We start from the raw sequence: 22,877 nt of genomic DNA, 5'->3' as shown, positions 1-22,877 counted from the left end.
TTCCTGATGGACACTGAGTCGCTGGGGAATGGCGTAGCGGGGCAGTTGAAGAGAAGCAGGCCCGCGCCCTGCGGCCCACTGCGGGTCGAGGGCGCGGGCCATGCATCAGAACTCGCCCGAGCCGGGCTGGACGTCGAACACGGGCACGCCGAGGGCCTGCCAGGCGCGGATCACCCTGGGCCGGTCATCCAGCGCGAGCCGGACGTCCCACCGCCCGCGAATGAAGGCCTCGTAGATCTCGGGCTTGACGATGTCGTCCGGCCGGCGGTCGCCCTGTCCGCGCATGAACAGAGGGCAGCTGGCGGTCCACTCCCCCACATGTTCGATGAGCCAGGCGTAGGTCGCGCGGCCGACGTCCCAGCCGTTGTCGTCCAGGACCGGCCTGCCGGAGCAGAACACGATCTCAAGTCCGGCAGCGTGCAGGGCGCGCACGGTTTCGATCACTGGCGGGTTGGGCAGGTCCCAGGGGACGAGCCGGTACTCGTGGTGTCCCCTGATGAAGCGTCCGTCGGGAAGTGTGTGCGTGGCGACCGTCCCGTCGATGTCGACGATCACGGCCGGCGAGAGGACCGCGGCCGTGGCAGTGCTGATTTCTGTCATGATGGGCCCCTCCTTTCCGGGCGGTGAGGCTATTCAGTCGGACGCTCGGCCTCGACGTCGAGCGGGACGATCGTCCCGAAAAGTCCTGCAGCATGCTGTGACCCGTGCGGGGCTGCCAGCAGGTCGGGACCATCGGGCATGACGCCGGACTCTCCGCATGTGGGACACGTCCATGTCCAGGTGACGGGCGCGTACACAACGCGCCCGTCGATGATCACCCAGTCGAAGCGGTCAACCCAGTCTTCCCGGCCGAGAGGCTGGCAGAGATCGGCGTCGAAGAGGGCATCGGGCGCTGGTGTCCGGCTGCTCATCGCACTCCTTCTTCGGTCGGTGCGGGACCGGGTTGGGCCACCCAGTACTCCCCGAGGGGCTGGATGGTCCCGTCCTCATGGCCATGGCAGGTCAGTTCGAGAGAGCCCGCCCATTCGTGGGGACCCTGGGTGATCGCGGTGCCAGCCGGCACCTGCAGCGGAGCGTGGTCGTGGCCGTGGTAGTCGCGGCAGGCCGACTCGTCGTCGTTCACGAGCTTGAGGGCGCAGCACGCGCAGAGGATGAAAACACTGCTGGCCAAGGTCAGTCCCCGCCTTCCTGGTTGTCGTACTGGCTGACATAGCCGATGAGAAAGTTGTCGTCGACCGGATCGAAGCCGTGCTGCTCCGTGAACTCCGCGTGGTACTCGGCAGGGTCCCGGTCTCCCGGGTGCGGCCGGACGGAGCCGATCGCGTTGGCGATCCACTCCAGTTCGTCGGCACCGGACCACTCCGGCTTGGTGCCGAGGCCGAGGGCAATGGCGTCGACGATGTCGGTGTCGGTCACAGGTCCGGGGTTGCCGTTGGTCCGGGACAGCGGCCTGCGGCAGTCGGGGATGAATCCCATGGCAAGCAGGACGGTCACCGGCAGGTGGTGGGCGTGCCAGATCGCGTCGGCGGCGTCGGTGGGGGAATCGCCCGAGGAGAGTCCGCCGGAGAGGTACAACCGGTAGCCGGCGACCTCGATGGTGTCCGTGTCGCTGGAGTCCAGCGCCTCTTCGAGCTCGTCGATGATCCTGCGGCCGACGCGCTTGATGACCTCCGGGGTCGGCTCGCCCTCGGCGTCCAGGTGCACGTCGGGGTCGAAGTCCTCGACCAGCTCCTCGAGCTGGGACTCGGGGTCGTCGAACCGGAACGATTCAGGGCCCGCGGTCTCCTCGACCATCAGGCGGCCACGTTCGAAGTCGATCGGCTTGGTACGGTCGGCCGGGACGGCGATGGCCGCGGTGAGCATATCGGCGCTCATGGGTTCTCCTTGGGTCGGGATGTGGGTGGGGTCGGCTCAGGCTGCGGATTGCTGTGTCTTCGCGGCGGCGTGCTCGCGGTAGAGGCGCACGGCCAGGTCGATGCAGTAGCAGGTGAACAGGAAGTGGATGTCCCAGTCGCGCAGGTCCCACTCCCAGGTGTCGGAGCCGACGGTGTCCTCGTGCTCAGCCAGCCATTTGTGGGCCTCCGACTCACTGTCGGCGTGCCAGCTGGCGTCTTCGATGATTTTCATGCGCCGCTCGGCAGGGGAATGTCGTGGGACCTCGATGTCGGCGAGCTCCATCCAGTTGTGTTCCTCTGTGAGCCGGTCGAACTTCTCGTCGGGGATGCCGCCGGTGCTCCAGAGGGCAGCACGCGCGGCAGCGGCCGCGTTCCGGCGCTCGTGGTTCAGCACGGTGCCGGTGGCCGCGAGGTGCTCCTGGGCGGTCCAGTGGGCCTCGAAGAGCGCCAACTGTGCGTCCCCGTCAAGGCCGCGCAGTTCGTGCAGGCGCGCCAGCAGCGCCAACTGCTGATGGTGGACCTCCTGGGCCTCGGTGCCGAACCCCTCGCTTTCTTCGAGGTGCTCCCGCACCAGCTGGATGAATAGATCCGGGTCGTACTGCTTTACTTCGCGGGAGCGGCCGCCGCAGAGCTTCTCGGCCCAGCAGCGGAAGTCGATGCTTGGCGCACCGTCGGAGTAGTAGCCCTCGTTCTTGCCGGCCGACGCGAAGAACCCGATCATGTCTGGTTCTCGGGTGAACATGTAGCCGTCGGCGATGTCGCCGCTGGTGGCCAGGTGGCCGGGCCAGGTGGTGACGTCCCAGGACCACATGCGGGTGCCTGGGGCCTGGATCCTGAAGTGGCGGTAGAGGTCCTCGTCGTGCAGAACGACGAGGACGTGCTCCCGGGTCTGGGCGAGAAAGTCGGCGTACGTGCGGGCGTACGGGTTCTCGGGCTTGACGGTGTCAGGTGCGGACATGGCGGGTCCCTTCCGGGTCTGCTGCAGGGTTGTGGTCGGGGCCGTCCGCCCGGGCGGGGCTCAGAGGATCGGCAGTGGCCGGCCGGAGGGCTTGTAGTGGCCGTCGGCCTCGTCGAGCACGGCCTCGGTGAGGAGCACGGTGGCGGGCATGAGGAACGCACCCACGAGCGCGGCGAGGCGCTGCTCATCGGCCAATACCCGCTCGGGGATGCTGCCGCGGGAGCTGAAGAACATGTCGGCACGCTCGACGAGGCTGGCCCGGCGGGCCTCTCTGGAGGTGAAGTGCTCGGCGACGGTCTGTCCGGGGCCGTACTCGGTGATCACCGAATAGAGTGCGGCGGGAGCCTCGGTCTTCTTGCGGGTCGTGCTCACGTAGACCTGGACGCCCCATCGGCGGCAGAGCTTGGCGATGGCGTTGACCACGCTGTCCGGGGCGCTCTCCCACTGCCCGGAGCTGGACTGGTACAGCTCGTGCACTTCGTTCGCGGCGGAGGCGTCGATTGCGCCCAGGACGACGTCCGAGGCGGTCAGCAGCTGCGCGCACATGCGCAGCCGGAACGCTGGCGAGGGGTAGTGGTCGTGGAAGACGATCCGGTCGTCGTGGCAGATGACCAGGTCGTAGGCGCTGTCGGGGCCCGGCACGAGCTCCTCTGAGCCGGCCTGGATTCCAGTGGCGGTCATGGCGTGCTCCTTCGAAGCTGCATTGGCTGTGTGTGTGGGATGGGAAGCAGGAGGCGCGGGCGCTCCGGACCTCTCGTGGAGGTGGAGCGCCCGCGCCGGTGCCGTCGGTCAGACGGCTTCTGCGATCTGCTGCTGGTCGCCGGCGGTACCGGCGTCCTCGTCGTCGACCAGAAGGGTCGGGTCGATGCCCGCAGTGCGCTGCGCGTTCTTCTCGTCACGCTCGGTGAGGGCGTTGACGATCTGCTCGTAGCTGCTCTGGATCGGCGGGTTCTTCGCCGTGCCGTAGGAGAGCACGTACTGGCTCTTCATGGCGCGTGTGAACGCGACGTAGAACATCCGCTTGGTGTCCTGGGTCATCTTCGCGTCCTCCTTGTAGAGGACGACGACGTTGTCGAACTCGAGGCCCTTGGCACCGTGGATCGTCGAAACGACGAGATCGGCCTTGGACTCGAGGTTCTTCCGCTTGCGCTCCTGGTTCTTCTGCTTGTTCACGTTCAGCTTCTGCTGGTTGCGCGTGATCTCGAAGGACAGGAGGTTGTCGCGGAGCCGGTCGAAGAACACGTTCGCAGGCAGGCTGCCTTGGTTGCACAGGGCCACCCAGCCGTTAATCGCGGCGCTGTTCTCGACCCACCACTCGGAGATGGTGCGCAGGATTGCCTTCTCGACGTTGACGTTTCCGGCATTCTTCGTCAGCTTGCCCATGTTGTCCTTGATCCCCTGGGAGACCACGAACGAGGCGTTGGCCGGCTGCACCTGCAGGACGTCGTTCCAGAAGAACTTGATGTACTTCGAAAAGATGTCCGTGGCGTAGACGCGGTCGCTGACGAGCGAGGCCACGTGCTTGTTCGGGTAGGCCTTCTCGAGCACTTCCTGGATCAGCGCCACCTCACGGCGGGCGTAGGCCAGGAAGGCCACCTGCTCGCCGCGGTCCAGGCAGGCCTGAACGTACTCCGGGATCACCGTGTTGCGCACGAGCGGCTGCAGGTCGTTGGCGATGAAGCCGGTCAGGCGGGCCACCTCGTGGTAGTTGAGGGTGACCTTCTCCTGGAAGGAGTCGGCCGTGGGCACCGCCAGCGAGTTGGCCTGCAGCTGGATGTTGGCGAACTGGTTGGTCTCCAGACCGCCAAGCACGACGTTCGCGAAGTCGAGAATCTCCTGGTTGCTCCGGTAATTCGTCGTGAGCCGGAAGGTCGCGAAGACCCCCGAGCCCTCCAGCGTGTTGAGCGCCCTCGGGTTGGCCGAGCGGAACTCGTACAGCGTCTGGCTGGCGTCGCCGACGATGAACAGCGACTGGGCGTGCTTGGTGATGTACTTCAGCACGTAGATGAACTCGAAGACCGAGTTGTCCTGGACCTCGTCGATGATCAGGTACTTGCTCTGCACGTGGGCAGGCTCGGACATGTCATCGATCTTCTGGTAGCAGATGATGATCTGTAGCTCCAGCGAGGTCTGCTCGATGCGGTCGAGCAGCGCGATCACCTCGTCGAAGTGGTTCTCGACGAAGGTGTTCAGGGCCGTGAACGCGCCGGTCTTGTTCTGGTCGACCTCCAGCAGGCGGTGTCGGAACGTCGCCGCGAACTGGCTGTTCGGGTAGAAGATGTCGATCGAGTTGATGATCGTGTCGATGGCCGAGACCTTGTGGGTGGGGTGGTTCATCGAATAGATGTCGATGATCATCTTGGCGATCGTCATCGAGCCGACGTTCGGGTTCTTCTCCGTGATGTTGTCAGCCGCGGCGTTGGTGAACGACAGGACGGTGATGTCGCTGGCGGGCACCCCGCAGGTCTCGAGGTACTTGATGCGCTCGAGGATCACGGTCGACTTGCCTGTGCCCGCGCCGGCCTGCGTCATCACGAGCGGCTCGTGCGTGCTGAGCGCGTCGAGCTGCTGCTTGGACAGGTGCGGCGGGAAGACCGGGGCCGTGGCCGGCTGGGGCGGCGTGATGAGCTGGCCCTTCATGCGCTCCAGGTGGTCGAGGGTGTGGTTCATCAGCAGGCTGAGGTTCTGCTTGGACAGCTTCGCCGCGATCGGCGCGGAGAACGTGGTGTCCAGCTGCTGGTGGATCCGGCGGTAGGCCTCCAGCGGGACGTTGTAGTTCTCCAGGTAGCGCAGCTGCACCGCGAGCATGTTCAGCTGCTCCTCGGTGGGGCTGGCCGGCATGTCCTGCACGTACTGGCAGACGGTGTCCGAGATGGCCTCGGAGTCCCAGATCTGGGCCAGGCGCGTGATGCGCTCGTAGATCGGGTACTCGTCCATCCAGTCGGCGAGCTTGTCGAGGTTGGTGGCACTCAACCCTGCGGCCGAGAGCACATCCTCGATGACGTCGCGGGCATTCTCTGCGGGGCTGGTGTCCCACTGCAGGAACACCGCCGCGTCGTGGTTGCCGTAGCCGATGGAGCGGGACACCGATACGGCACGCTCGGGCTCGGCCAAGCCCTGCTTGAGGAAGTAGAGCTCCAGGCGGTACTGGATCACCAGGTCACGGCGGATCTTGTCGCCGGACTTGTCCTCGTACACGGTCAGGGCCTGGGGGGTCATGTCGAAGTGCACGTCCCAGGAGTTGGTCGGCGTGGCGATGTCGAGCTCGAAGCGGTCATCGACATGCGGTACCGGCAGCGTGAACGATCCGCCCGAGAGCAGGGAGCGGCGCGTGATCGGGGCCAGCGGCACCAGCGCGGTGGTGATGTCGTGGTGGGTCGAACTCTGCTTGACCTCGATGTCGCGGTCAACCGCGTAGGCGGTGTTGGTCGCAGTGTTGATCGGCCGCAGGCTCTCATTGAGCAGGCCGGTCTTCTTGCCGGACCCGGTCAGGCGCGAGGAGAAGAACTTCGGGTCGACGGTCTTCTGGGCAGCGACGGCGGCTGCGGAAAGGTCGATGTCGTCAAGCAGAATAGGCATGGTGTCGTCTTTCTTCGAACGAATCAGTAGGCGGGTCGAGAGGGTTTGTCGAATGGAAGCCACATAGACCATTCTCACAGGAGACGAATGGTCAGTCGAATGCTCGTAGACGAGCGCTTGGGTCACGGGCGCGGGCATGAGAGCGGGAGGGCTCGCCTCTGGCGACGAGCCCTCCCGCGCTCCTCTCAACCCACCCGTCAGGGGCCGTGAGGCCCATGAATCCGGGCGCGGCGGCGTCAGCCCCGCGGACCCGGACACCGCGCGCTACCCATGCGCGCGGCGGTCAATCGCAGGCTCACCTCTTGGGTAGGCCCGGCGGGAAGCACCTTCAGTCGGCGTTCCAGGGATTGGCCTTGGTGACGGACCCGGAGGGGTCCACCTCGACAAGGCCGAGCATGAGTGCGAGATCACGGCAGTCGGCCGCGTCCGCGGAGTGGGCGGAGACCAGCAGCAGTGCGTCGTCGCAGATCTGCTCGCTCCTGTCTTCGGGCTGTGCCGCACGGACTGTGCCGACGGCGGTGGTGGTCGTGGTGGTCATGGCAGTGACGTCCTTCTTCCTGTGTTCGCACGCGGTGCGCGCACGCACGAGCGCCCCCACCCCGGGTATCCGGGAAAGGGGCGCTCGAACGCAGTGTGGTGCCGGATCAATCGACGGCCAGCGCCTCCGGCTCGTCGGAGACGGCGGCTGCGGATGGGATGAACGCAGTCGACGCAGCCGACGCAGCCTGGGTGGCGAGCAGCCGGTCCTCGATCCATACGCGCACGGCCTTGCCGGCCGGACGCGCACCCTGGGAGTCGACGTAGGTTTCCTCGGCGACGGCACGCAGCTCGTCGTCGGGGATCGACGCGGGCAGCGTCTGGCCCAGGCGGGGCCTGGCGTCCAGGATCCGTTCGCGCTGGCGGGTGTACTCCGCCGCGAGGATCTCCCGGTAGGCCTGCTCGTCGACCGGGTTGAAACCCACGACGAGTGAGAACCGCCCGAGCAGCTCTGCGTCGAAGAACTGAGCCAGCTCCTTGGTCAGGGACCGGTGGGAGACCGCCGGCGGGGCCGAGCCGAAGCCGACCGGCTTGCGGTTCAGGGCTTCCCGCGCTGCGTTGGTCGTGCAGATCACCAGCGCCTTGGAGAAGTCCAGCACCTTGCCGTGGGCGTTGCGGATGTAGCCCTCGTCGAAGGCCGAGAGGAACAGCCGCTGCACGGCTTTGTCCGCCTTCTCGAACTCGTCGAGCAGGATCACCCGGTGGGGGTTGGACTCGAGCGTGTCGAACGGCAGCTCGCGGTTGGAGTCCGAGCCCACGTAGCCGGGAGGTGCCCCGACGATCTTCGCGGTGTCCGAGGGAGTGTGGAACTCCGTCATGTTCAGAATGATCGGCTCGGTGCCGGTCATCTGCTCCGCAATGATCTTCGCGGTCTCGGTCTTGCCCACGCCCGAGGCTCCGGCGAGCATCCAGGTTGTCGGGGTCGACGTCGGGAACAGGTCCAGCTCCTCGCGGGCCAGGCGGTCCACGAGCTTCTCGAGCACGTCGTCCTGTCCGCGCAGGCGGCCCAGCAGGGTCGCCCGGAGGGTTGCGACGTCGAACTCCGGGCGCTGGGCGTTTCCGGTCATCAGACGCTTGGCCACGTCCAGGACGCGCTTCGTAGTCAGCGGCACCTGCGGGATCGACCGCAGGGTGTTCACGAGTGCAGTGTCTCCGGCTGCCTCGGCCTGGACGATGAGCTTCTTCTGCTCCAGCACACGGTCGGCCATCGCCCGGTCCAGCAGCGTGATGGCGCTGTCGGGGCGGTGCTGCCCGGCACGGGAGTTCTCCTCCGCGATCCGGACCGTCTCCGCCAGGACGTCGTCGGAGACCGCGATCTGGTGGCGGTAGTGCGCCACCAGGCCCGGACGGACACTGCCGAGCACCGTGAGGGTTTGCTCGACGGTCAGTTCGTCGACGATGAGCGGGGTGAAGCGCCGCGCGAAGGCACGGTCGTCGTCGAAGGCCCGGGACTCCGTGGAGGTGGTGGCACCGATGACGCGCATGTCGCCCCGGGCCAGGGCAGGCTTGAGCACCTGCGAGACCTTTCGCAGCACCGAGTCGGTGTGGGAGGTGGATCCACCGGTGATTTGGTGGATCTCGTCCATGAACAGGATGACCTTGTTCTTGGGGTCTGAGGCGAAGTCGATGACGGCCTGGACCTTCTCCTCCAGCTGCCCGACGATGCCGGAGCCGGCGACGAGGTTGGTGATGGGCAGCTCGTAGACGGTGAAGCCCTTGAGCTGGTCGGGGATGAGGGTGTCGCCCAGGGCGATCCGGCGGGCGATGTCCTCGACGATCCGGGTCTTACCAACGCCGGCGGAGCCCTTCAGGAGCACGTTCGGCTTGTTCCGGCTGATCAGGACGGAGAGGACCTGCTCGATGAGCGCGTCGCGGAACATCGTCGGGTCGGCGTTCTTGAACTTCTCGTTGTAGTCGACGAGGAGCTCCTTGACGGCGTCGTCGGACTGGCCGCCCTGGCTGGGGATGCCGCCCATGGGCGGGAAGCTCGGAGGCGTGCCGCCGCTGTTCGTGTCGTCGTCGGAGCCCGACGTGAAGTTGTTGAGGCCCATCGCGGGTCCCTCCTTCGGTGGGGTTCGCCGGGCGGCGCGCTGGGTGGGCGCGCCGGGATGCCCGGCAGGGTTACGGGTAGGTCTGAGGGAGGAGGAGACGCCGGCCGCTTCGGCCGGTCGGCGTCTCCCCTGTGGCCGGGAGCAGGATCAGAGGACCATGCCCAGCAGCTTCTGCCGGATGCTCGGGTCGATGTGCTGCATGCCGTTCGCGTACGCCTCGGCGGAACGGACCATGTACTTCCAGTCCATGGCCGAGCACGGGGCGTAGTAGAGGTTCGGCGGGTGTTCCTCGCGTCTCGAGGGCGGAGACCACTCGAAGTCGGTGATCATCAGCGACAGCCGGCGCTTGCGCACCGGGGAGGCGTTGATGTAGTCCCACACCTGCTTGAACTCGGTGCCGCCGGTGACCTTGGGCACCTTCCGGAACTCCTGCCAGATCTGCCGCGTCGACTTGTTCTCGACCTTCAGCAGCGTCTCCTGGGAGAGCATGTGGCTGAAGGAGTTGAAGTACAGGTTGACGTTGAGCTTCTTGGCGATCCGGATGAGCATCAGCACCGCCTCCTGGTAGTTCTCCTCGGAGATCGACCCGGAGGTGTCGATGAAGACGTGCAGGTCGGGCATGTACTGCACCGAGGTGATCCGGCCCGGCTTGTTGAAGTCGTCCGGGTTGCGGCGGTTGGCCTTGAGGAAGGTCGTCTTCGTCGTCCGGTAGACGTTCTGGGACTTGTTGACCTTGCCCATACGCTTGAGCACCCGGGTGATGTCCTTGAACAGGTCCAGCTTCGTGGGCGGGGCCTTGCGGAACTTCACCTGGGCCGAGCGCGAGCCCGGCTGTCCCGGCTGCTGACGTGCGCCCATGGCAGCGGCCCTGGCAGCTGCTCGCGGGAGCGAGGTCAGCTTGGACAGCGCGGCGTTGGAGACGACTTTCACGGGTGAGGCGAGGGACTGGTTGATGAGGTTCCACTCCCCCGTTACCTTTGCGGCGGTGGCGCGGGCGTGGGCCTCGACGTTGACCAGGACCAGCGACCGCGGGCAGAACAGCTCCCCGACGGTAAACGGCATGATGCCGGTGTCGAGGGCGGCCGCGCCTGTTGAGGCGGCCTTGCGCTGCTGGTCGACGTAAGTCATCAGCATGCGGATGACCAGCCGGGCGAAAGAGAACTCGTCGTTGCCGTCGGAGTCGTCCTTGCGCAGCAGCAGCGATTCGGTCAGCCCCTTGAGCGAGAGGTTCGCGAAGTCGTTCAGCAGCCGGAGGGTGTCCGCCGGCATCGCGTTCGCGCCGGCCATCGTCTGCACCTGCTGGTTCAGCCAGATCTTGAAGCCGTCGAACGCGGCAGAGGACTGGAACCAGAACCCGAGGGTATTCGGGTGGTAGGTGTAGGCGACGGAGGCGAAGAAGGCGCTCTCGTCGGCGGAGCCTGCGAGCAGGCCCTTGGCCGCGGGGATGACATCGTTCTGGGCTGAGTAAAGGACCCGGGCTGACGGCGCGGGCCATTTGTTCTGCTGCCCGGCCTGGACAGCGAACAGTTCGCCCACCGGCAGGGGCGTGCCCTGGTCATAGCTGACCATGGTCTGCCCGAGCAGCGCCTTGGCGTTCTTCTCGGCGGCCGGGTCCATCGTCTCGCCGAGGCAGCGCATGATGATGTCCAGGACGTCGCCGGTGATGTCGTGGCCCGAGCCGTCGACGATGCTCGCCGGAGCGCTGGGGTTCAGCGGCTCCAGCAGCGGGTCGACCAGGACCTTCTGGATGGCCGGCATGGGGTCGTAGTCGCCCGTGCACGAGATCGTGTGCAGGGCGTCGAGCACCGCCGGCTTCTGGTTCGTGACGGTGATCGTCATCGTGGTCTCCTAATGCGGTCTGAGGCGACGGGTGTCGTGGGATGGCGGGGGACGCTCCGGAACGGAGCCGGTGGCGTCCCCCGCCGCCCGGTGCCGGGTCGGCTCAGAGGAAGGCCGACAGGGACGGCTTGACCGCGGCCACGATCGGCGAGTCGACCTCGAGGAAGGCCTCCAGGTTCTGCCGGTCGAACTGCCCGGTGGTCACCAGCTCGAACAGGGTGCGCGTGTGCTCCGGCTCAATCTGGACGGCGGCCTGCGCCAGCTGCTCGATGAGGCGCGAGTTGTCCTCCTTCTCCTTCATCGCGTAGAGCAGCGAGCCGGAGACCTCGTTCTGGGTCAGGCCCGAGATCTGCGCGGCGAGGTCGGTGACCGTGCCCGCGGACTTGAGGGTCGTGTAGCAGTTCGGCTTGGGCACGTTGACGCGGTTGTGTGCCGGACCGCCCGAGTTCGATGCGAGGTCTTCGGCGATAACCGCCACGAGCTGGGTGGTGAACATGGTGTCGCCGGTGAAGGCCTCGATCGCCTCGTTGAGCAGCGAGGTGTCGCGGCCGCCGATCTGGACCGGGGTCGCCAGGTGGCTTGCCAGCTCCTGGCGGTCGACGCGGTTCAGCCACCGGGAGAGGTGGTCGATGGTGCGCGGCGTGGTGAGCTGGTTCATCTCCTCGCCGCCGTCGAACAGCTCGGCCATGGTGACGTTGCCGTCGTCATCGTCGTCATCGCGGCCGTCGGCCACGATGGAGTTCGGCGTCGACTTCTGGAAGATGAGTCCGGGGTGCTGGGTGAGGACTTTCTTCACCCAGGGGTTGAGCGCGTCACCGAGGACGGACATGAGGGTTGTCGCATCGGGCTCGACGTGGAAGATCGCGAAGCGCGACAGCGAGGCCTCGTCGAGAGTCGTGACGTTGCCCTTGTCGTTGCCCGCCACGATGAGGCGCACGTTCTCCGGCAGTTCGATGTGGCCCATGCGCCGCAGGGTCACCAGGGTGAGCGCGCCGGAGGTCACGTCGGAGGTCGTGCGGTTGATCTCGTCGAGGAAGAGGATCGGCCACTCGCGCGGGTTCTCCAGCGCGTAGTCGATGCACTCCTGAATGACCTGGTGCGGGTAAAAGACCTGCTTGTAGGACTGTGTCCCGTCGGTCTTCTCGTAGGGCACCAGGCGCGCGCCGGTGAGGTCGGCCTTGTCGGCGAGCTGGTTGCAGGGCAGGACGAAGGCTTTGGTGCCCATCGAGTAGGCGAGAGCCTCGACGAAGGAGGACTTGCCGATACCGGGCTCGCCCATGAGCGCGGGCGTGGCCCCGACCTCGAGGGACTGCTGGATCAGAGTCGTCAGGGTGTCGTTGAACTTCATGGGAATGTCTTTCTGGTCGTGGGTGAGCTGTGAGCAGGTGAGACGGGAGACGGACCCACGGCAGGGCTGAGCGCCGTACGGGACATGTCGGAAGCAGGGCCACAAGGCCCGGTGACGGGGGCGGTCGGGCTCAGAAGCCCACCGCCTCCCCATCCCCGATCGGGCTCCGCCCGATCCAGTCCTTGTTCCACCGCCAAACCGATGGGCAACCCCCAAAGGTTCACCCCGCCTCGGCGGAGGCTTCCCGTGCCGCCACCAGGGCAGCGGCACGGTCCAGCAGGAACGGCCTGCCGTTGCGCATCTGGGCGTGCTTGGGCCGAGGCTCGATCACCGCCAGCGAGGTCTTGTACAGCAGCCAGGCCTCGTCACCGGAGGAGAACTGCGCGCCGAAGGACCGGTAGGTGCGCAACGGCAGCTGCATGCCGGTGTAGAGGACACCCAGGACGGAGAACTCCCAGCGGGAGCGGTCGTTGTCGAAGTCCTCGGGCGTCTTCAGCCGGTCGCGGGAGCCGGCGAGTGTCTGCTCGACGATGGCCTCGGCGTACGGGATGTCGGGCATTTCGCCGTCCGTGCCGACGGCGGTCGAGGGGATGCTGATGCTTGGCTTGGCCTTGGCGGCGAGGTCTGCATACAGGTCCGCCACCGAAGAGAACCGGTCGGAGGCTGGTCGCGCCGCAACGTGTTCGACGATCCGCTGCGGCACCGGGTTGCGGGTGAACGTGCACCAATGGTCCAGGAGGATCTCGTACCAGCCGTGCTCCTCGCGCAGGACGCGCTTGTCAGCGGCGATCGGGAAGTCGTGGAGGTTGGCAGGCAGCGGGGCGACCAGGTGGAAGCCCCGGCCCGACATCGACAGCTCCGAGTACAGGATTCCGGGCAGGCGCAGGATGTCTGCGGCCACGTCCGGCGGGCAACCGGGCTCGACGTCGATCACGATCAGACCGTCGGAGGGGGCCTGCAGGTAGAAGGCAGCGTTCGCCGCGTTCGGCAGTGTGTCAGCCAGCTGGTCGAGAGTGAGCAGGCAGGTCGCGTCCAGGGCGAAAGCTCCGCGCAGGGGGCCTGCGTGGCGGCAGCCCGGATTGCAGCCGTCGAGCAGGTGCCGCACATCGATCGGTGCCTTGCGGTCGGAGTCCTCGTCGTCGAGCTCGCCGAGCCGGCCGGAGATGGTCCAGCGGCAGGCGGTCGCCAGGGCGCGAATCGCGGGGTTGTCATAGAAGCTGGGGAAGATCGCGCGGGGATCGACGGCGGTCACATCAATGCCTTCTTGTCGGGAGCGGATGAAAACAGGGCCGGGTTGCACTCCGGCCCTGAAAGACGAGACCCCCGTACGGCATGGATGCCTGCACGGGGGTCTCGTCTGGGGGTTCGGTCGGTCGGATCGGCCTTGGATCAGCCCTGGTAGGTGATTCCGGCCTGCTGGGCATCGCCGGAGCCGCCCCACGGGCCCTGGCCGGCGGGAGCACCCACGGCCGAACCCGCGTTCTTCAACTCGGCGTTCTCACGCTCGAGGCGGGCGAGCTTCTGCTCGGGCGTCTCCTGCTGCGGCTGCACCGCGGGGACCGGGGCGGCAACCGGAGCCACGGCAGGGGCCGCCTGCGGAGTCACCGCGACCGGTTCGGTCAGGACCTGCGCGTGGGCCTGGGCGGGGACCGGAGCCGCGACTGAAGCCGCGACGGCGGGCTGCGGGGCCGGGAAGGACAAGCCGTCCTCGACCTCGGTGGCGACCGGCTCCTCGCCGTTGCCGACGGCGGAGCCCGAGCCCGGCTGGGCCTGGACCGCGCGGGGCGGGGCGTTGAAGACGATGCCGCGGGCCGCGAGCTCCCCGCTGGCGACGCCGCCGGCGTTGTAGTAGCGCGGGGTCTCGTGCACAATCACCTGGTCGAGCGACAGGCCGCGGTTGGCGAAGTTCTTCGGCTTGTAGACGCGGAGCACGAGCGTCACGTCCAGTCCCTGTGCCAGCTCCTGGTCGGAGGTGTCCTGGTCGTAGGTGCCATCACCCTTCTCGGACGGGATCGCGATGATCGGCAGGTTCGTGCCCTTGGAGTCGATCGAGTAGTTCGCGCCCGAGGCCGGGTTCTTCTTCGAGGTGTAGCGGCGCTCGGAGACGAACTGCTCCTCGACCGTGGGGTTCGCCGGGTCGGCGAACTGCACCTCGGCCTCGGTGATCGTCGCCGTGGTGTGCGGCTTGCCCACGGGGCTCATGCCGTTCTGGACCTTGCGCTGGTCGCTGGCGGCGAGGGCAGCACCCTCGATGAGGCTGGTCAGCCGGGCGAAGGCGAGCTTGCCGCGGATGAAGACGCTGGTGCCCTCGGTGAGCTGGTTGGCGGAGATGGAGTAGTTGGCCATGGTGGTGGGTTCCTTCTGTTGAGTGATTCGGTGGTTCGTGGCGGCCTGTCGGACTGGTCTATGACTCGTCTATCCCTTCTCCTATTCTATCAAGATGCACTGGACTACGAGTAGAATGTGCATGAGGACTCGAATGGTCACAAATGGTGAGCTGGATAGAGAGGGACAGGGATGACGGATACGATGCACAGGCCCGAGGAGAAGGTCGCTGATGCGGCTCCCCCGGCCCGGGTGGCGGTGCAGCGGCGGGACCGGCTTGGGCCCCTGGGCTATGGCGGTGGACCGGTGCTGGCCGCCGGGATCATGGCCGGTGGCGCGCTGCTGTTCGCCGGCTGGGGCGCGACTCAGCTCCTCACTGCTGACCGGAGCCCGGCAAGCGATGCGGCGGCAGCTTCCCAGCACGAGGAGGGCACCGTGACGGTGACCTTGCCGGACCGGGACCGCAACGGGGTCCCGGACGCCTTCGAGGCCAAGGCCGGTAACGGCAGCTCTGCGGACGGCCAGGGTTCGGGCACCTCGACGTCGGGCAAGGGCGACGAGGACAAGCCGGCGCAGGTCCCCGAGCCGAAGCCACAGCCGCGGGTGTACGTGATCCAGTGGGGTGACACCCTCACGGAGATCTCGGCGGAGACCGGAGTGCCGATCGGGGCCCTGGTCGAGAAGAACCGGATTCAGGATCCGAATCTCATCTACGCCGGGGCCTCGCTGCTCATCCCGCCCACGGCGTGAGAGCAGGCCTGGGGCCCGGACTGCGCCGACCTTCAGCGCAGTCCGGGCCTTTTGCTGTGTCCGGAAACGGTCAGTCGGCGGGTCCTGCAAGCATCTGCTGCAGCGATCGCAGCCGCGCCAGCTCGGCCTGCATGCGGGCGACGTCGTCCGGCGCGTAGTCCTGGGGGTAGTCGAGCTTGTACTCGGCGAGCAGCTCGATCTTGGCGGCGAGGAGGTCCGGCACGCCGAGTTCGTCGATCAGGGCCCGGGTGAAGGCCCGGAAGGCGTCCTCGTGGGTGATCGCCGCGCCCTGGGCCCAGCCGAGGGCTGCGAGGGCGGACTCCCGGTCCTCATGGGTGAGGCCCCAGGAGATGACGACAGCGGCTGCGGCCTTCTCGGTGAGGCTTGCCATCGTTCCGGTCGGGTCAGTCATCGGCACCGCCGCCTTGCTCTACGGCGCTGTCGCCGGCCGGGGGCGTCGGGGTCTGGATGTCCAGCCAGATCTGCATGGCCTCCAGGACGTTCGAGACCCCGTCGCCTTCGTCGAGCGTGATCAGCTCCGTCCATCCCGACTGCGTGAGCGTCGAGACGGCGAACTCTTCCCTGGCCACAGTCACCTGGTAGAGCCCGGAGCCGGCGACTTCGTAGATGGTCTGGCCGTGCCGGGCGGAGCCTTCGGCCCGTTCGTACTTGACGGGCAGCTGGGCTGCGCGGAGAGGGACGGTCATGGGCTACTCCTGTGGGTCGTGGCTCTCAAGAACAGACGATTCGGTAACGGTGGCCGCGCCGCGCACCGCGCGGCTGCGACCACCACGGAACGACCCCCGGGACCGGCGTGAGCCGGTCCACGGTCTTTTCCACCGGTTCCCCAGGGAAGCAAAAGACCCCGCCTCGGCCGAAGCCGGGCGGGGTCGATCGAGCGCCGGAAGAAGTGCTGCGCCGCGCTCAGGCGGCGTCGGTGTCGGCCTCACCGGGATCCTCGGCAGCGTCGTGCTTGTCAAAGAGGAAACCCCGGGCCTGGCCGCTGGCCATCATGTCTCCGAGGTGCGCCAGGAGCACCGCGCGCTGCGTGGTCCGGCGGTCCTCCAGCGGGTCGTAGTCGCGCAGGGCATCCAGGTTGACGACCCAGCCGTTCTCGCGTTCGACGGCTTCCTCAAGTTCGGAGCCAGCGGCGACGGTCATACCGGTGAAGTCGTGGTCGAACTCGGGTGTGACGTCGAGCCGCTGTGTCGGGTCGTCGATGTAAAGCGTGTCGCCGAACAGCATCCCGCCGGAGCGGTCGAAGGCGGTGAGAAAGACGCGGTCGGCGCGGGAGGTGTTCTCGACATGCACGGCGGCCACGGCGTCGTTGGCGAGAAAGTCCGTCTGGCTCAGACGGGCATAGGTGCGTGAGCGGGCTTCGTAGCACCACATGATCGACCGGGCCTCGTCGAATCCGCGGAACTCGTCGGAGGGGGGCTGCATATCGACCATCTGATGCTCCTTCACGGGCGTGATCACCTTAGTCCGGCGGGACATCACGATGTACGAAATCGCCGGGCTGTGGTTCCCATCCTGCCACAGGAGTGGAAAAGATTCCACTCAAATACCAAAACGCCGGCACGAGGAAGATGTCCGCAGGATGGTGGGACCCCGCGGCGGGATCAGTCTTGAGCGGAATCAGGGCCCTTGGGCGGGTCGTCGAGCTGCTCGCTCTTGCGCGCCAGCTCCACAATGGCCCGGATGCTGGCCAGTGCGCCGTCGCTGAGCCCGTGCACACGCAGGGCGATGGTGCGCTCCTGCGGGGTCAGCTCCTGCTCGGTTGCGCTGTCTGGCTCGTTCTCCTCCAGGAAGTAGGACAGGGGGACGTCGAAGGCGTCGGCCAGGGCTCGGAGGTGCTGCAGGCGGGGATTGTGGGCCTCCCCCTTGCGCAGTTGCTGCAGGTAGCTGAGCGACATCGAGGAGATGCCGCGCTGCTCCATTCTCTGGACGATTTCCTGCAGGGTGACGGGGCGACCGTGTGGTCCCGCCGTCTCCGCGAACAAGCGTTCTAGTCGCTGGGCGATGGTCACGGAGCTGGATCCTCCTCGTGATTTCAGACATGAAGTCATCGAGGCGAACGGTGCACGCGACGACACCTTCATACTAGTGGAAGATCTTCCAATGCGGTGGCATCGGCACATTTCCCGTTGCGCCGGAGCAGCGGGCAGTCCTAGCCGGCGGTGGGCATGTACGCACTGGCTCCGAGCATCACGGCGGCCGCCAGGCCGGATCCGAGTGCGAGCTCGAGGCGTGTGTGGTGCTTTAGCTTCAGCCGGGCGAAGGCGACCACGGGCAGCAGGGTTGGGAGGGCGAGCAGCCACCAGGGCGAGAGCCGCATCGCCGCGAGGACGACGAGGGAGGTGAAGCAGAACGCGTGCATGGAGACTTTTGGTCCCAGGAGGGTCACTCCCCCGGCAAGGACGAGCCCGGCGACCATCGTCGGCAGGATCCACAGCAGCGTGGGCGGTGCGTCCAGCAGCACCGCCGTTGCCATGCCTCCAAGCACAGACGCCACGCAGACCAGGAAGACCCACCAGCGTTGATCGCGCCGGGTGACGTGTCGGTCGGTGAGCTGCTCGCGCCGCACGGCGACATGGATGGTTGCTGTCGGGATCACTGCGCAGAAAGAGCCGATCAGGATGCCCCATCCGAGACCAACCCATGTATGCGGGTGGCCTGTGACGCCGCAGAGGACGCAGATGAGGAATACGGACACAGCGGGCGCGAACACGTCACTGAGGATCCGGGCGGCCCGGGCCGCAGGATCGCCGGCCGCGGGGATGCGGATTTTCGTTCCGTTCCCGGTCATCGCCCGTCCGTCCCATTCATGGCACTCATCGCCACTCGGATCTCGTAGAGGCTCTGCACAGAGGCGGCCAGGGTTTCGTCGTCTTTCAGCTTGAGCGTGCGGAGCCGGCTCAGGGCGAGTGTGAACCACCCGAGGCTGGGAACGGCGTTCTCGCCGCTGAGATGGCGCACCAGCCCCGCCGACAGGTGCGGATCCTCGGGGTGCTGCCTGTGCAGGGGTTCCAGTGCGGGGTCGTGGTCCTCGCGGATGAGTCTGAGCGCGTCGTGGGTTTCGATGGTGAGCCTTGAGAGCGTCATCAGCTGATCGAACCCCTGCCTGTCTTCGGGCGGAAGCTTTACGTCGGGGTGAAGAGTGGTGGTCGTTCGCCACAGAGGTACGACGACCTCGTGCGCGAGGCGGAGCGCGAGCCTCCCCTGCGTTTCTATGCTGATGCGGCGGATGACCCCTGTTGCGAGTCCCAGGAAGAAGAAGCTGACAACGGTGACGAGGAGTTGTGTCCTCAGTTCAGTTCCGCCGACGACCGGACTGCCAAAGAGGTCCAGGAGTGATGAACCGATGAACAGGGCAGATCCGATGGCCCCCGTAAAGACGAATGCAACCGGAAGGCGGGCGGAGAAGGGTTGGTTCTTCTGCGTCATGGTCCGCCAACAGCCGACGGCAACTACGGCAGTTGCCGCGGCGAATGCAGAGAGGTACAGGAAGTTGTAGGAGATCAGTGCCCAGGCCTGGCCGCGGGCAAGGGCGGCGTCGATGTCGACCCGGTCGTAGATGGTGCCGTCGGCATGGACGGGGATGAACCACACCAGCACGGCCTCGCCCAGGGCGATGATCCCGGCGAAGAGGTAGATGAACCGGGTTGCACGTCGTGAAAGCGGAGTCGCGCGGAACGTGAGGATGAGCAGCGCCACGGATACCTGGGCGGTCAGGATGGCAAGGCGCTTGAGGAGGTCGACGGCAGGTCCGTCTAAGGGCGGCTCCACGCCACGGCAGACCGTTGCCACGAAGAGGGCGGCACAGGTGACCCTGAGAAGGTTAACCCGGCGTCGGCGTCCTTGATACAGGGCAGAGACGATGATGATCAGGCCCATGGTGATACCGACAATGATGATCTCAGCCATCAGATCTCACCGTCCTCGTTTGATCCGGACAGGAAGGCGAGGACCTCGCTGCGTTCTTCCGATGCCCGCCGCTTCCGGTGCAGAGCATCCATCAGCCGCATGCCGGTGGTCTCGGCGCGCTTCTCCACCGGATCGTCGAACATGCTGCGCAGATGGGTGCAGTCGGTGTCGGCCCGGACGTCGCCGTGCAGGATATGGGCGAACTCGTGGAGGATTGTCTGCTCAATGTTGAGGGGCGGGAGCTCAGGGTCGTAGAAGACGTGGGCCACTCGTCCGATCACAGTGGTGAGGCCGCTGACCTCATGATGGCGCATCTCATCCGGGATGGGCCGTATCACGATCTCGAGGCCGCAAGCTGAGGCGATGGCTTTCCCGAGTGCTTCGAGGCTCAACTCGTTCGGCCAGTCGAAGAGGTCGAGCTGAGCGGGCTTCGGGGTGCAGCTGGTGGGACCGACCTTGGCAGCGCCTTTGCGCATCAGTCGGGCGAACAGGGGGTGACGGGGCTGGCCGTTCCGAGGCGTATCGGCGGTCGCAGCGGATGGAATGAAGGCAGGCATCAGCGTTCCTCTAAATAGCGAGAAGAGCGGACACCGCCTGTCGTTTGTCAACGAAGGGGTACAAGTCCAGTAAAGTTCCGTGTCACAACTTTACAACCTGGGAGGGTAAGAAAAAAATGAGCGACATGGGGAGAACTGCCCTGGTGATCGGTGCAACCCGTGGGATCGGGGCAGCCACGGCTCGAGCCCTGCTCTCCGCCGGCTACCGGACGGCGGGTACGCATCGTACCGGGGGGACCGTGCCCGAGGGGGTGCTCCCCCTCGAGATGGATGTGCGTGACGGTAATTCGATCGCAGCTGGCGTCAAGGCGGCTGCCGCCGACCTGGGTGGTCTGGATGTGCTCGTCGTCGCAGCAGGGATCACCCGCGACAAGCTGCTCATGCGGATGAGCGAGGAGGACCTGAGCGAGGTCATGCAGGTCAATGCGATCGGGCCGATGCTGGCCTGCAAGGCGGCCCTGGGGCCGATGCTGCGGCAGCGCGGCGGATCGATCGTGCTGGTTTCATCCATGTCCGTGAAGTACGGCGTTGTCGGCCAGTGCAATTACACTGCATCCAAGGGGGCATTGGAAGCGTTTGCACGATCGATGGCCAGGGAGTACGCAGCCCGGAACATCCGGGTGAACGTTGTTGCTCCGGGCGCAACTGATACGGACATGATGGCTGATGTTGCTGAGGAGGCACGGATGGCAATGCTGGAAGGAATCCCGCTGGGTCGGTTCGGGACGGCAGATGAAGTCGCTTCGGCGATCATTCACACCGCGGAGAATACCTACATGTCGGGGGCCACTGTGCAGGTCTCAGGCGGTATTTGATCGTGCAGGTCCAGCTGGATGTAGGTTCCTGGGGCCTTTTCTGCGGAAGCGACGGCAAGCAGCTGGTTCTGGTGGACGATAAGCCCTGTGGTCCGGTCTCCGCTCGGAAGCCCACGCGTGCAATTCCCAGGCGTCTTCTACTTGATGAGAACCGCATCGCCCAGGTGATGCGCAGTGGCAATGTAATTTCCGAGACAGTCCCCCATGCGGACGAGCAGTGGGCAGTTGAGGTACGGCCCGTCTTCTCTCCACGTACCTCCACGGTGATCGGTGTCCTCGCCGGCGTGGCCAAAGCGGCTGATCCGCTTCCGGAACCACCGCTGGTCGGTGGCTGGGAATGGGAGATCGAGCGTGACGCCGACGGTCAACCAACACTGCGCCGGCGCACGTACTGGGACCGGAACCTGTTTCGTATCTATGACGTCGATACAAGCGTCGCCCAGCAGCGCAGTGGCTATTGGGAAGCCGGGGAATGGGCGAGCGAGCTCATCGACCAGTCCGACCGGATGCGCGTGAACAGCCTCATCCGCGACGGCATCCAGGACGGGCTGATGGGCGTAACGGGCAAGGTCCGGTGCCTGACCTACAACATCGTCACAGGTTACGGCACGGCTTCACAGGACCGTCGGCACATGCGCCTGGTCGGCGTGATTCCGCCGATTGAGCCCGATCACGACAAGATCTATCTGCAGGGCTTCAGTTACGAGGCCCCGGAGACATTTCACGATATGGCCTTCGAGCAAGACGCCAATGCGGGGCGCGTGGACGACGTGCTTCGCGGAGTCATGGCCCTGGCCAAGGAACCGATGGCCGTCGTCGACTCTGCAACGCTGGATGTTCTTATGACGTCGCCATCGTGGCGTCGGGAAGACTTCGGGTATGTCGGCGGCCTTGGTGAATTTGCCATTGACTCTTCAGGTGAGTTGCATAGGTTCATCGCGGCTGCGGCGAGGGATACCGCTCGTTCTCAATCGATGGGTCTGGCGCTTCGCCGGGTCGACGGTTCCGTGCAGAATGTGCGCATCACCGCCACCGGAGTCAGGTCTGGGGCTGAAGGGCGGGATGCAGTCATCAGGCTCGACTTTTAGTCGAGTCCACCTGCCCCGCCGTTTCGCAACGGATTTCGTGCACTGAACACCGCCACGGTACCGATGACGTCGACCTTCACTTGGTCGAAGCTTCGCCGCAGTGCAGCCTCAAGTCCTGCGGCGTCGTCTTCGCGGTTGTGAAAGATGCCCAGGCGGTTGTACAGGGCCATGAAGCCGCGGCCGATGAGGTTGTGGCTCACGCCACTGCCCAGGATGGTACTGCCGAACAGCACACCGTCAGCAGCGAGCCGCTCCCCTAGGTGTTTGAAAGCTACGCCCTTGTCCGCCCAGGAGCCGGGAACGCAGTGGAAGACGTAGTTCGCCGCGATGGAATCGAATTGGCCGAGAGCCTCGGGGATCGGTTCGAGGACGTCCGCGGTCACACCTCTGGTGCTTACGTGGGTGTGGGCGAGTCTGGACGCTGCGTGCTCCACGCTGTTTTCGTTGAGGTCCATGAGTGTGATCTCAGCAGATTCGGGGAGGTCGGCATTGGCGAGGTACCAACCAGTGCCGGGACCGACATCGAGATGGCGGGTGCCGATGCAACGGTTGTACTGGTCTAGCATGAGCTGGCTGGGGCATCGCCAGGCCAGCGAATTGGAGAACTTCACGACGAGCAGGTCGTAGAAGCCCAGCACCGGCTTGCTGTAGATACCTGCGCCGCGGCGCACTTCCTGGTCGTTCATGTGATCGGAGCCTATCGGTCGAGGTCGGCGAAGTGAGGGTGAGCAGGGTGGTTTCACGAAGGAGCAAGGACGGCTGTGCTGGGGTCCGTGTCCACTGGGTAGCTCTGAGATTGCATCCTAGTGGAAGTAGTTCCACTGGTGAAGTCGAGCCGGTGTGGCGTCAGCCGAAGACCAGCTCGCCGTAGCAAGCGGTCTGAAGGATGATGTCAAGGTCTTGGACGCAGCCGAATCCGAGCTGTTCGGACTCGATGGCGGCAGAGCAGCAGAGGTGGTACCCCTTCTGCTTGGCCTTTCGAAAGGCTTCCTTGATTTGGGCAGCCGACAGCTCGTAATCCTTGGTCTTGGACTCGTCATCAGACTCTGGATCGTCAAGTGTGATGCTCACGTGCAAGCCGTCCTCTGTCAGCTTGCTCCCGTGGTACCAGGGAAGCGCGCCACCGAAGTAGAACTCTTCGACGTCCTGCAGGACTGAAGCTGCTGATTGGGTGAAGATACCGGTGTTGGTCATGTTTCCATTCCTTC

General features: G+C 65.8%; 25 protein-coding genes. 3 read left to right on the top strand and 22 right to left on the bottom strand.

Features of this window, described 5'->3' with window-relative positions; genetic code table 11:
* Positions 1-105: 105 nt before the first annotated feature.
* From PUN71_RS14060 to PUN71_RS14000, 13 genes are all read right to left on the bottom strand, one after another.
* On the bottom strand, positions 106-600 hold the full coding sequence (locus tag PUN71_RS14060) for a phosphatase domain-containing protein (RefSeq protein WP_277798909.1): 495 nt from the start codon (positions 598-600) through the stop codon (positions 106-108).
* Between the two features lie 29 nt (positions 601-629).
* The gene (locus PUN71_RS14055) at positions 630-911 is read right to left on the bottom strand and encodes a hypothetical protein (RefSeq protein ID WP_277798908.1); all 282 of its coding nucleotides are present in this window, start codon (positions 909-911) and stop codon (positions 630-632) included.
* Complete coding sequence (locus PUN71_RS14050) at positions 908-1,171, bottom strand: hypothetical protein (protein ID WP_277798907.1); 264 nt, start codon at positions 1,169-1,171, stop codon at positions 908-910. The genes PUN71_RS14055 and PUN71_RS14050 overlap by 4 nt, the downstream gene beginning before the upstream one ends.
* Before the next feature lie 2 nt (positions 1,172-1,173).
* Positions 1,174-1,875, bottom strand: a complete 702-nt coding sequence (locus tag PUN71_RS14045; protein ID WP_277798906.1) for a hypothetical protein — start codon at positions 1,873-1,875, stop codon at positions 1,174-1,176.
* A 36-nt stretch (positions 1,876-1,911) separates the two neighbouring features.
* Positions 1,912-2,853: a hypothetical protein gene (locus PUN71_RS14040; RefSeq protein WP_277798905.1), complete on the bottom strand. Its 942-nt coding sequence runs from the start codon at positions 2,851-2,853 to the stop codon at positions 1,912-1,914.
* A 60-nt stretch (positions 2,854-2,913) separates the two neighbouring features.
* Positions 2,914-3,534, bottom strand: a complete 621-nt coding sequence (locus PUN71_RS14035) for a hypothetical protein (protein WP_277798904.1) — start codon at positions 3,532-3,534, stop codon at positions 2,914-2,916.
* Positions 3,535-3,642: 108 nt separating this feature from the next.
* The gene (locus PUN71_RS14030; RefSeq protein WP_277798903.1) at positions 3,643-6,432 is read right to left on the bottom strand and encodes an AAA family ATPase; all 2,790 of its coding nucleotides are present in this window, start codon (positions 6,430-6,432) and stop codon (positions 3,643-3,645) included.
* 328 nt (positions 6,433-6,760) lie between these two features.
* Positions 6,761-6,970: a hypothetical protein gene (locus tag PUN71_RS14025; RefSeq protein ID WP_133830737.1), complete on the bottom strand. Its 210-nt coding sequence runs from the start codon at positions 6,968-6,970 to the stop codon at positions 6,761-6,763.
* A gap of 106 nt (positions 6,971-7,076) precedes the next feature.
* The gene (locus PUN71_RS14020; RefSeq protein WP_277798902.1) at positions 7,077-9,020 is read right to left on the bottom strand and encodes an AAA family ATPase; all 1,944 of its coding nucleotides are present in this window, start codon (positions 9,018-9,020) and stop codon (positions 7,077-7,079) included.
* Between the two features lie 147 nt (positions 9,021-9,167).
* Positions 9,168-10,859, bottom strand: a complete 1,692-nt coding sequence (locus PUN71_RS14015) for a hypothetical protein (RefSeq protein ID WP_277798901.1) — start codon at positions 10,857-10,859, stop codon at positions 9,168-9,170.
* Between the two features lie 103 nt (positions 10,860-10,962).
* Entirely contained in the window at positions 10,963-12,207 is a 1,245-nt protein-coding gene (locus PUN71_RS14010) for an AAA family ATPase (RefSeq protein WP_277798900.1), read from the bottom strand.
* Positions 12,208-12,427: 220 nt separating this feature from the next.
* A complete protein-coding gene (locus tag PUN71_RS14005) occupies positions 12,428-13,459 on the bottom strand; it encodes a hypothetical protein (protein WP_277798899.1) in 1,032 nt (343 codons plus the stop codon).
* Positions 13,460-13,596: 137 nt separating this feature from the next.
* Positions 13,597-14,553 carry a hypothetical protein gene (locus tag PUN71_RS14000; protein WP_277798898.1) on the bottom strand — a complete coding sequence of 319 codons (957 nt, stop codon included), beginning with the start codon at positions 14,551-14,553 and terminating at the stop codon, positions 13,597-13,599.
* 171 nt (positions 14,554-14,724) lie between these two features.
* Between PUN71_RS14000 and PUN71_RS13995 the strand changes: the two genes are divergently transcribed.
* Positions 14,725-15,282: a LysM peptidoglycan-binding domain-containing protein gene (locus PUN71_RS13995; protein ID WP_277798897.1), complete on the top strand. Its 558-nt coding sequence runs from the start codon at positions 14,725-14,727 to the stop codon at positions 15,280-15,282.
* A 70-nt stretch (positions 15,283-15,352) separates the two neighbouring features.
* Here PUN71_RS13995 and PUN71_RS13990 read toward each other — a convergent pair whose 3' ends face one another.
* The 7 genes from PUN71_RS13990 to PUN71_RS13960 all read right to left on the bottom strand — a co-directional run bounded on the left by PUN71_RS13990 (position 15,353) and on the right by PUN71_RS13960 (position 19,766).
* A complete protein-coding gene (locus PUN71_RS13990; protein WP_277798896.1) occupies positions 15,353-15,694 on the bottom strand; it encodes a hypothetical protein in 342 nt (113 codons plus the stop codon).
* The gene (locus PUN71_RS13985) at positions 15,687-15,989 is read right to left on the bottom strand and encodes a hypothetical protein (RefSeq protein WP_277798895.1); all 303 of its coding nucleotides are present in this window, start codon (positions 15,987-15,989) and stop codon (positions 15,687-15,689) included. Before PUN71_RS13985 ends, PUN71_RS13990 begins: the two co-directional genes overlap by 8 nt.
* 217 nt (positions 15,990-16,206) lie before the next feature.
* Positions 16,207-16,734, bottom strand: coding sequence for a hypothetical protein (locus PUN71_RS13980; RefSeq protein ID WP_277798894.1), 528 nt, complete (start codon positions 16,732-16,734; stop codon positions 16,207-16,209).
* A gap of 170 nt (positions 16,735-16,904) precedes the next feature.
* A complete protein-coding gene (locus tag PUN71_RS13975) occupies positions 16,905-17,351 on the bottom strand; it encodes a hypothetical protein (RefSeq protein WP_283532407.1) in 447 nt (148 codons plus the stop codon).
* Between the two features lie 101 nt (positions 17,352-17,452).
* Entirely contained in the window at positions 17,453-18,091 is a 639-nt protein-coding gene (locus PUN71_RS13970; RefSeq protein WP_277798892.1) for a hypothetical protein, read from the bottom strand.
* Entirely contained in the window at positions 18,088-19,209 is a 1,122-nt protein-coding gene (locus tag PUN71_RS13965) for a hypothetical protein (RefSeq protein WP_277798891.1), read from the bottom strand. The genes PUN71_RS13970 and PUN71_RS13965 overlap by 4 nt, the downstream gene beginning before the upstream one ends.
* Positions 19,209-19,766, bottom strand: coding sequence for a hypothetical protein (locus PUN71_RS13960; protein ID WP_277798890.1), 558 nt, complete (start codon positions 19,764-19,766; stop codon positions 19,209-19,211). The genes PUN71_RS13965 and PUN71_RS13960 overlap by 1 nt, the downstream gene beginning before the upstream one ends.
* A gap of 116 nt (positions 19,767-19,882) precedes the next feature.
* Between PUN71_RS13960 and PUN71_RS13955 the strand changes: the two genes are divergently transcribed.
* Entirely contained in the window at positions 19,883-20,581 is a 699-nt protein-coding gene (locus PUN71_RS13955) for an SDR family NAD(P)-dependent oxidoreductase (RefSeq protein ID WP_056387495.1), read from the top strand.
* Positions 20,578-21,669, top strand: a complete 1,092-nt coding sequence (locus PUN71_RS13950; RefSeq protein ID WP_277798889.1) for a hypothetical protein — start codon at positions 20,578-20,580, stop codon at positions 21,667-21,669. The genes PUN71_RS13955 and PUN71_RS13950 overlap by 4 nt, the downstream gene beginning before the upstream one ends.
* Here PUN71_RS13950 and PUN71_RS13945 read toward each other — a convergent pair.
* Entirely contained in the window at positions 21,666-22,355 is a 690-nt protein-coding gene (locus tag PUN71_RS13945; protein WP_277798888.1) for a class I SAM-dependent methyltransferase, read from the bottom strand. The genes PUN71_RS13950 and PUN71_RS13945 overlap by 4 nt on opposite strands.
* A 160-nt stretch (positions 22,356-22,515) precedes the next feature.
* Positions 22,516-22,863: a hypothetical protein gene (locus PUN71_RS13940; protein ID WP_133830752.1), complete on the bottom strand. Its 348-nt coding sequence runs from the start codon at positions 22,861-22,863 to the stop codon at positions 22,516-22,518.
* Positions 22,864-22,877: the final 14 nt, after the last annotated feature.

Source organism: Arthrobacter sp. NQ7, assembly GCF_029581595.2.
Classification (GTDB): Bacteria; Actinomycetota; Actinomycetes; order Actinomycetales; family Micrococcaceae; genus Arthrobacter; species Arthrobacter phenanthrenivorans_B.
Note: the sequence above shows the minus strand (reverse complement) of the source record. Positions and strands in the feature narration are given on the sequence as shown.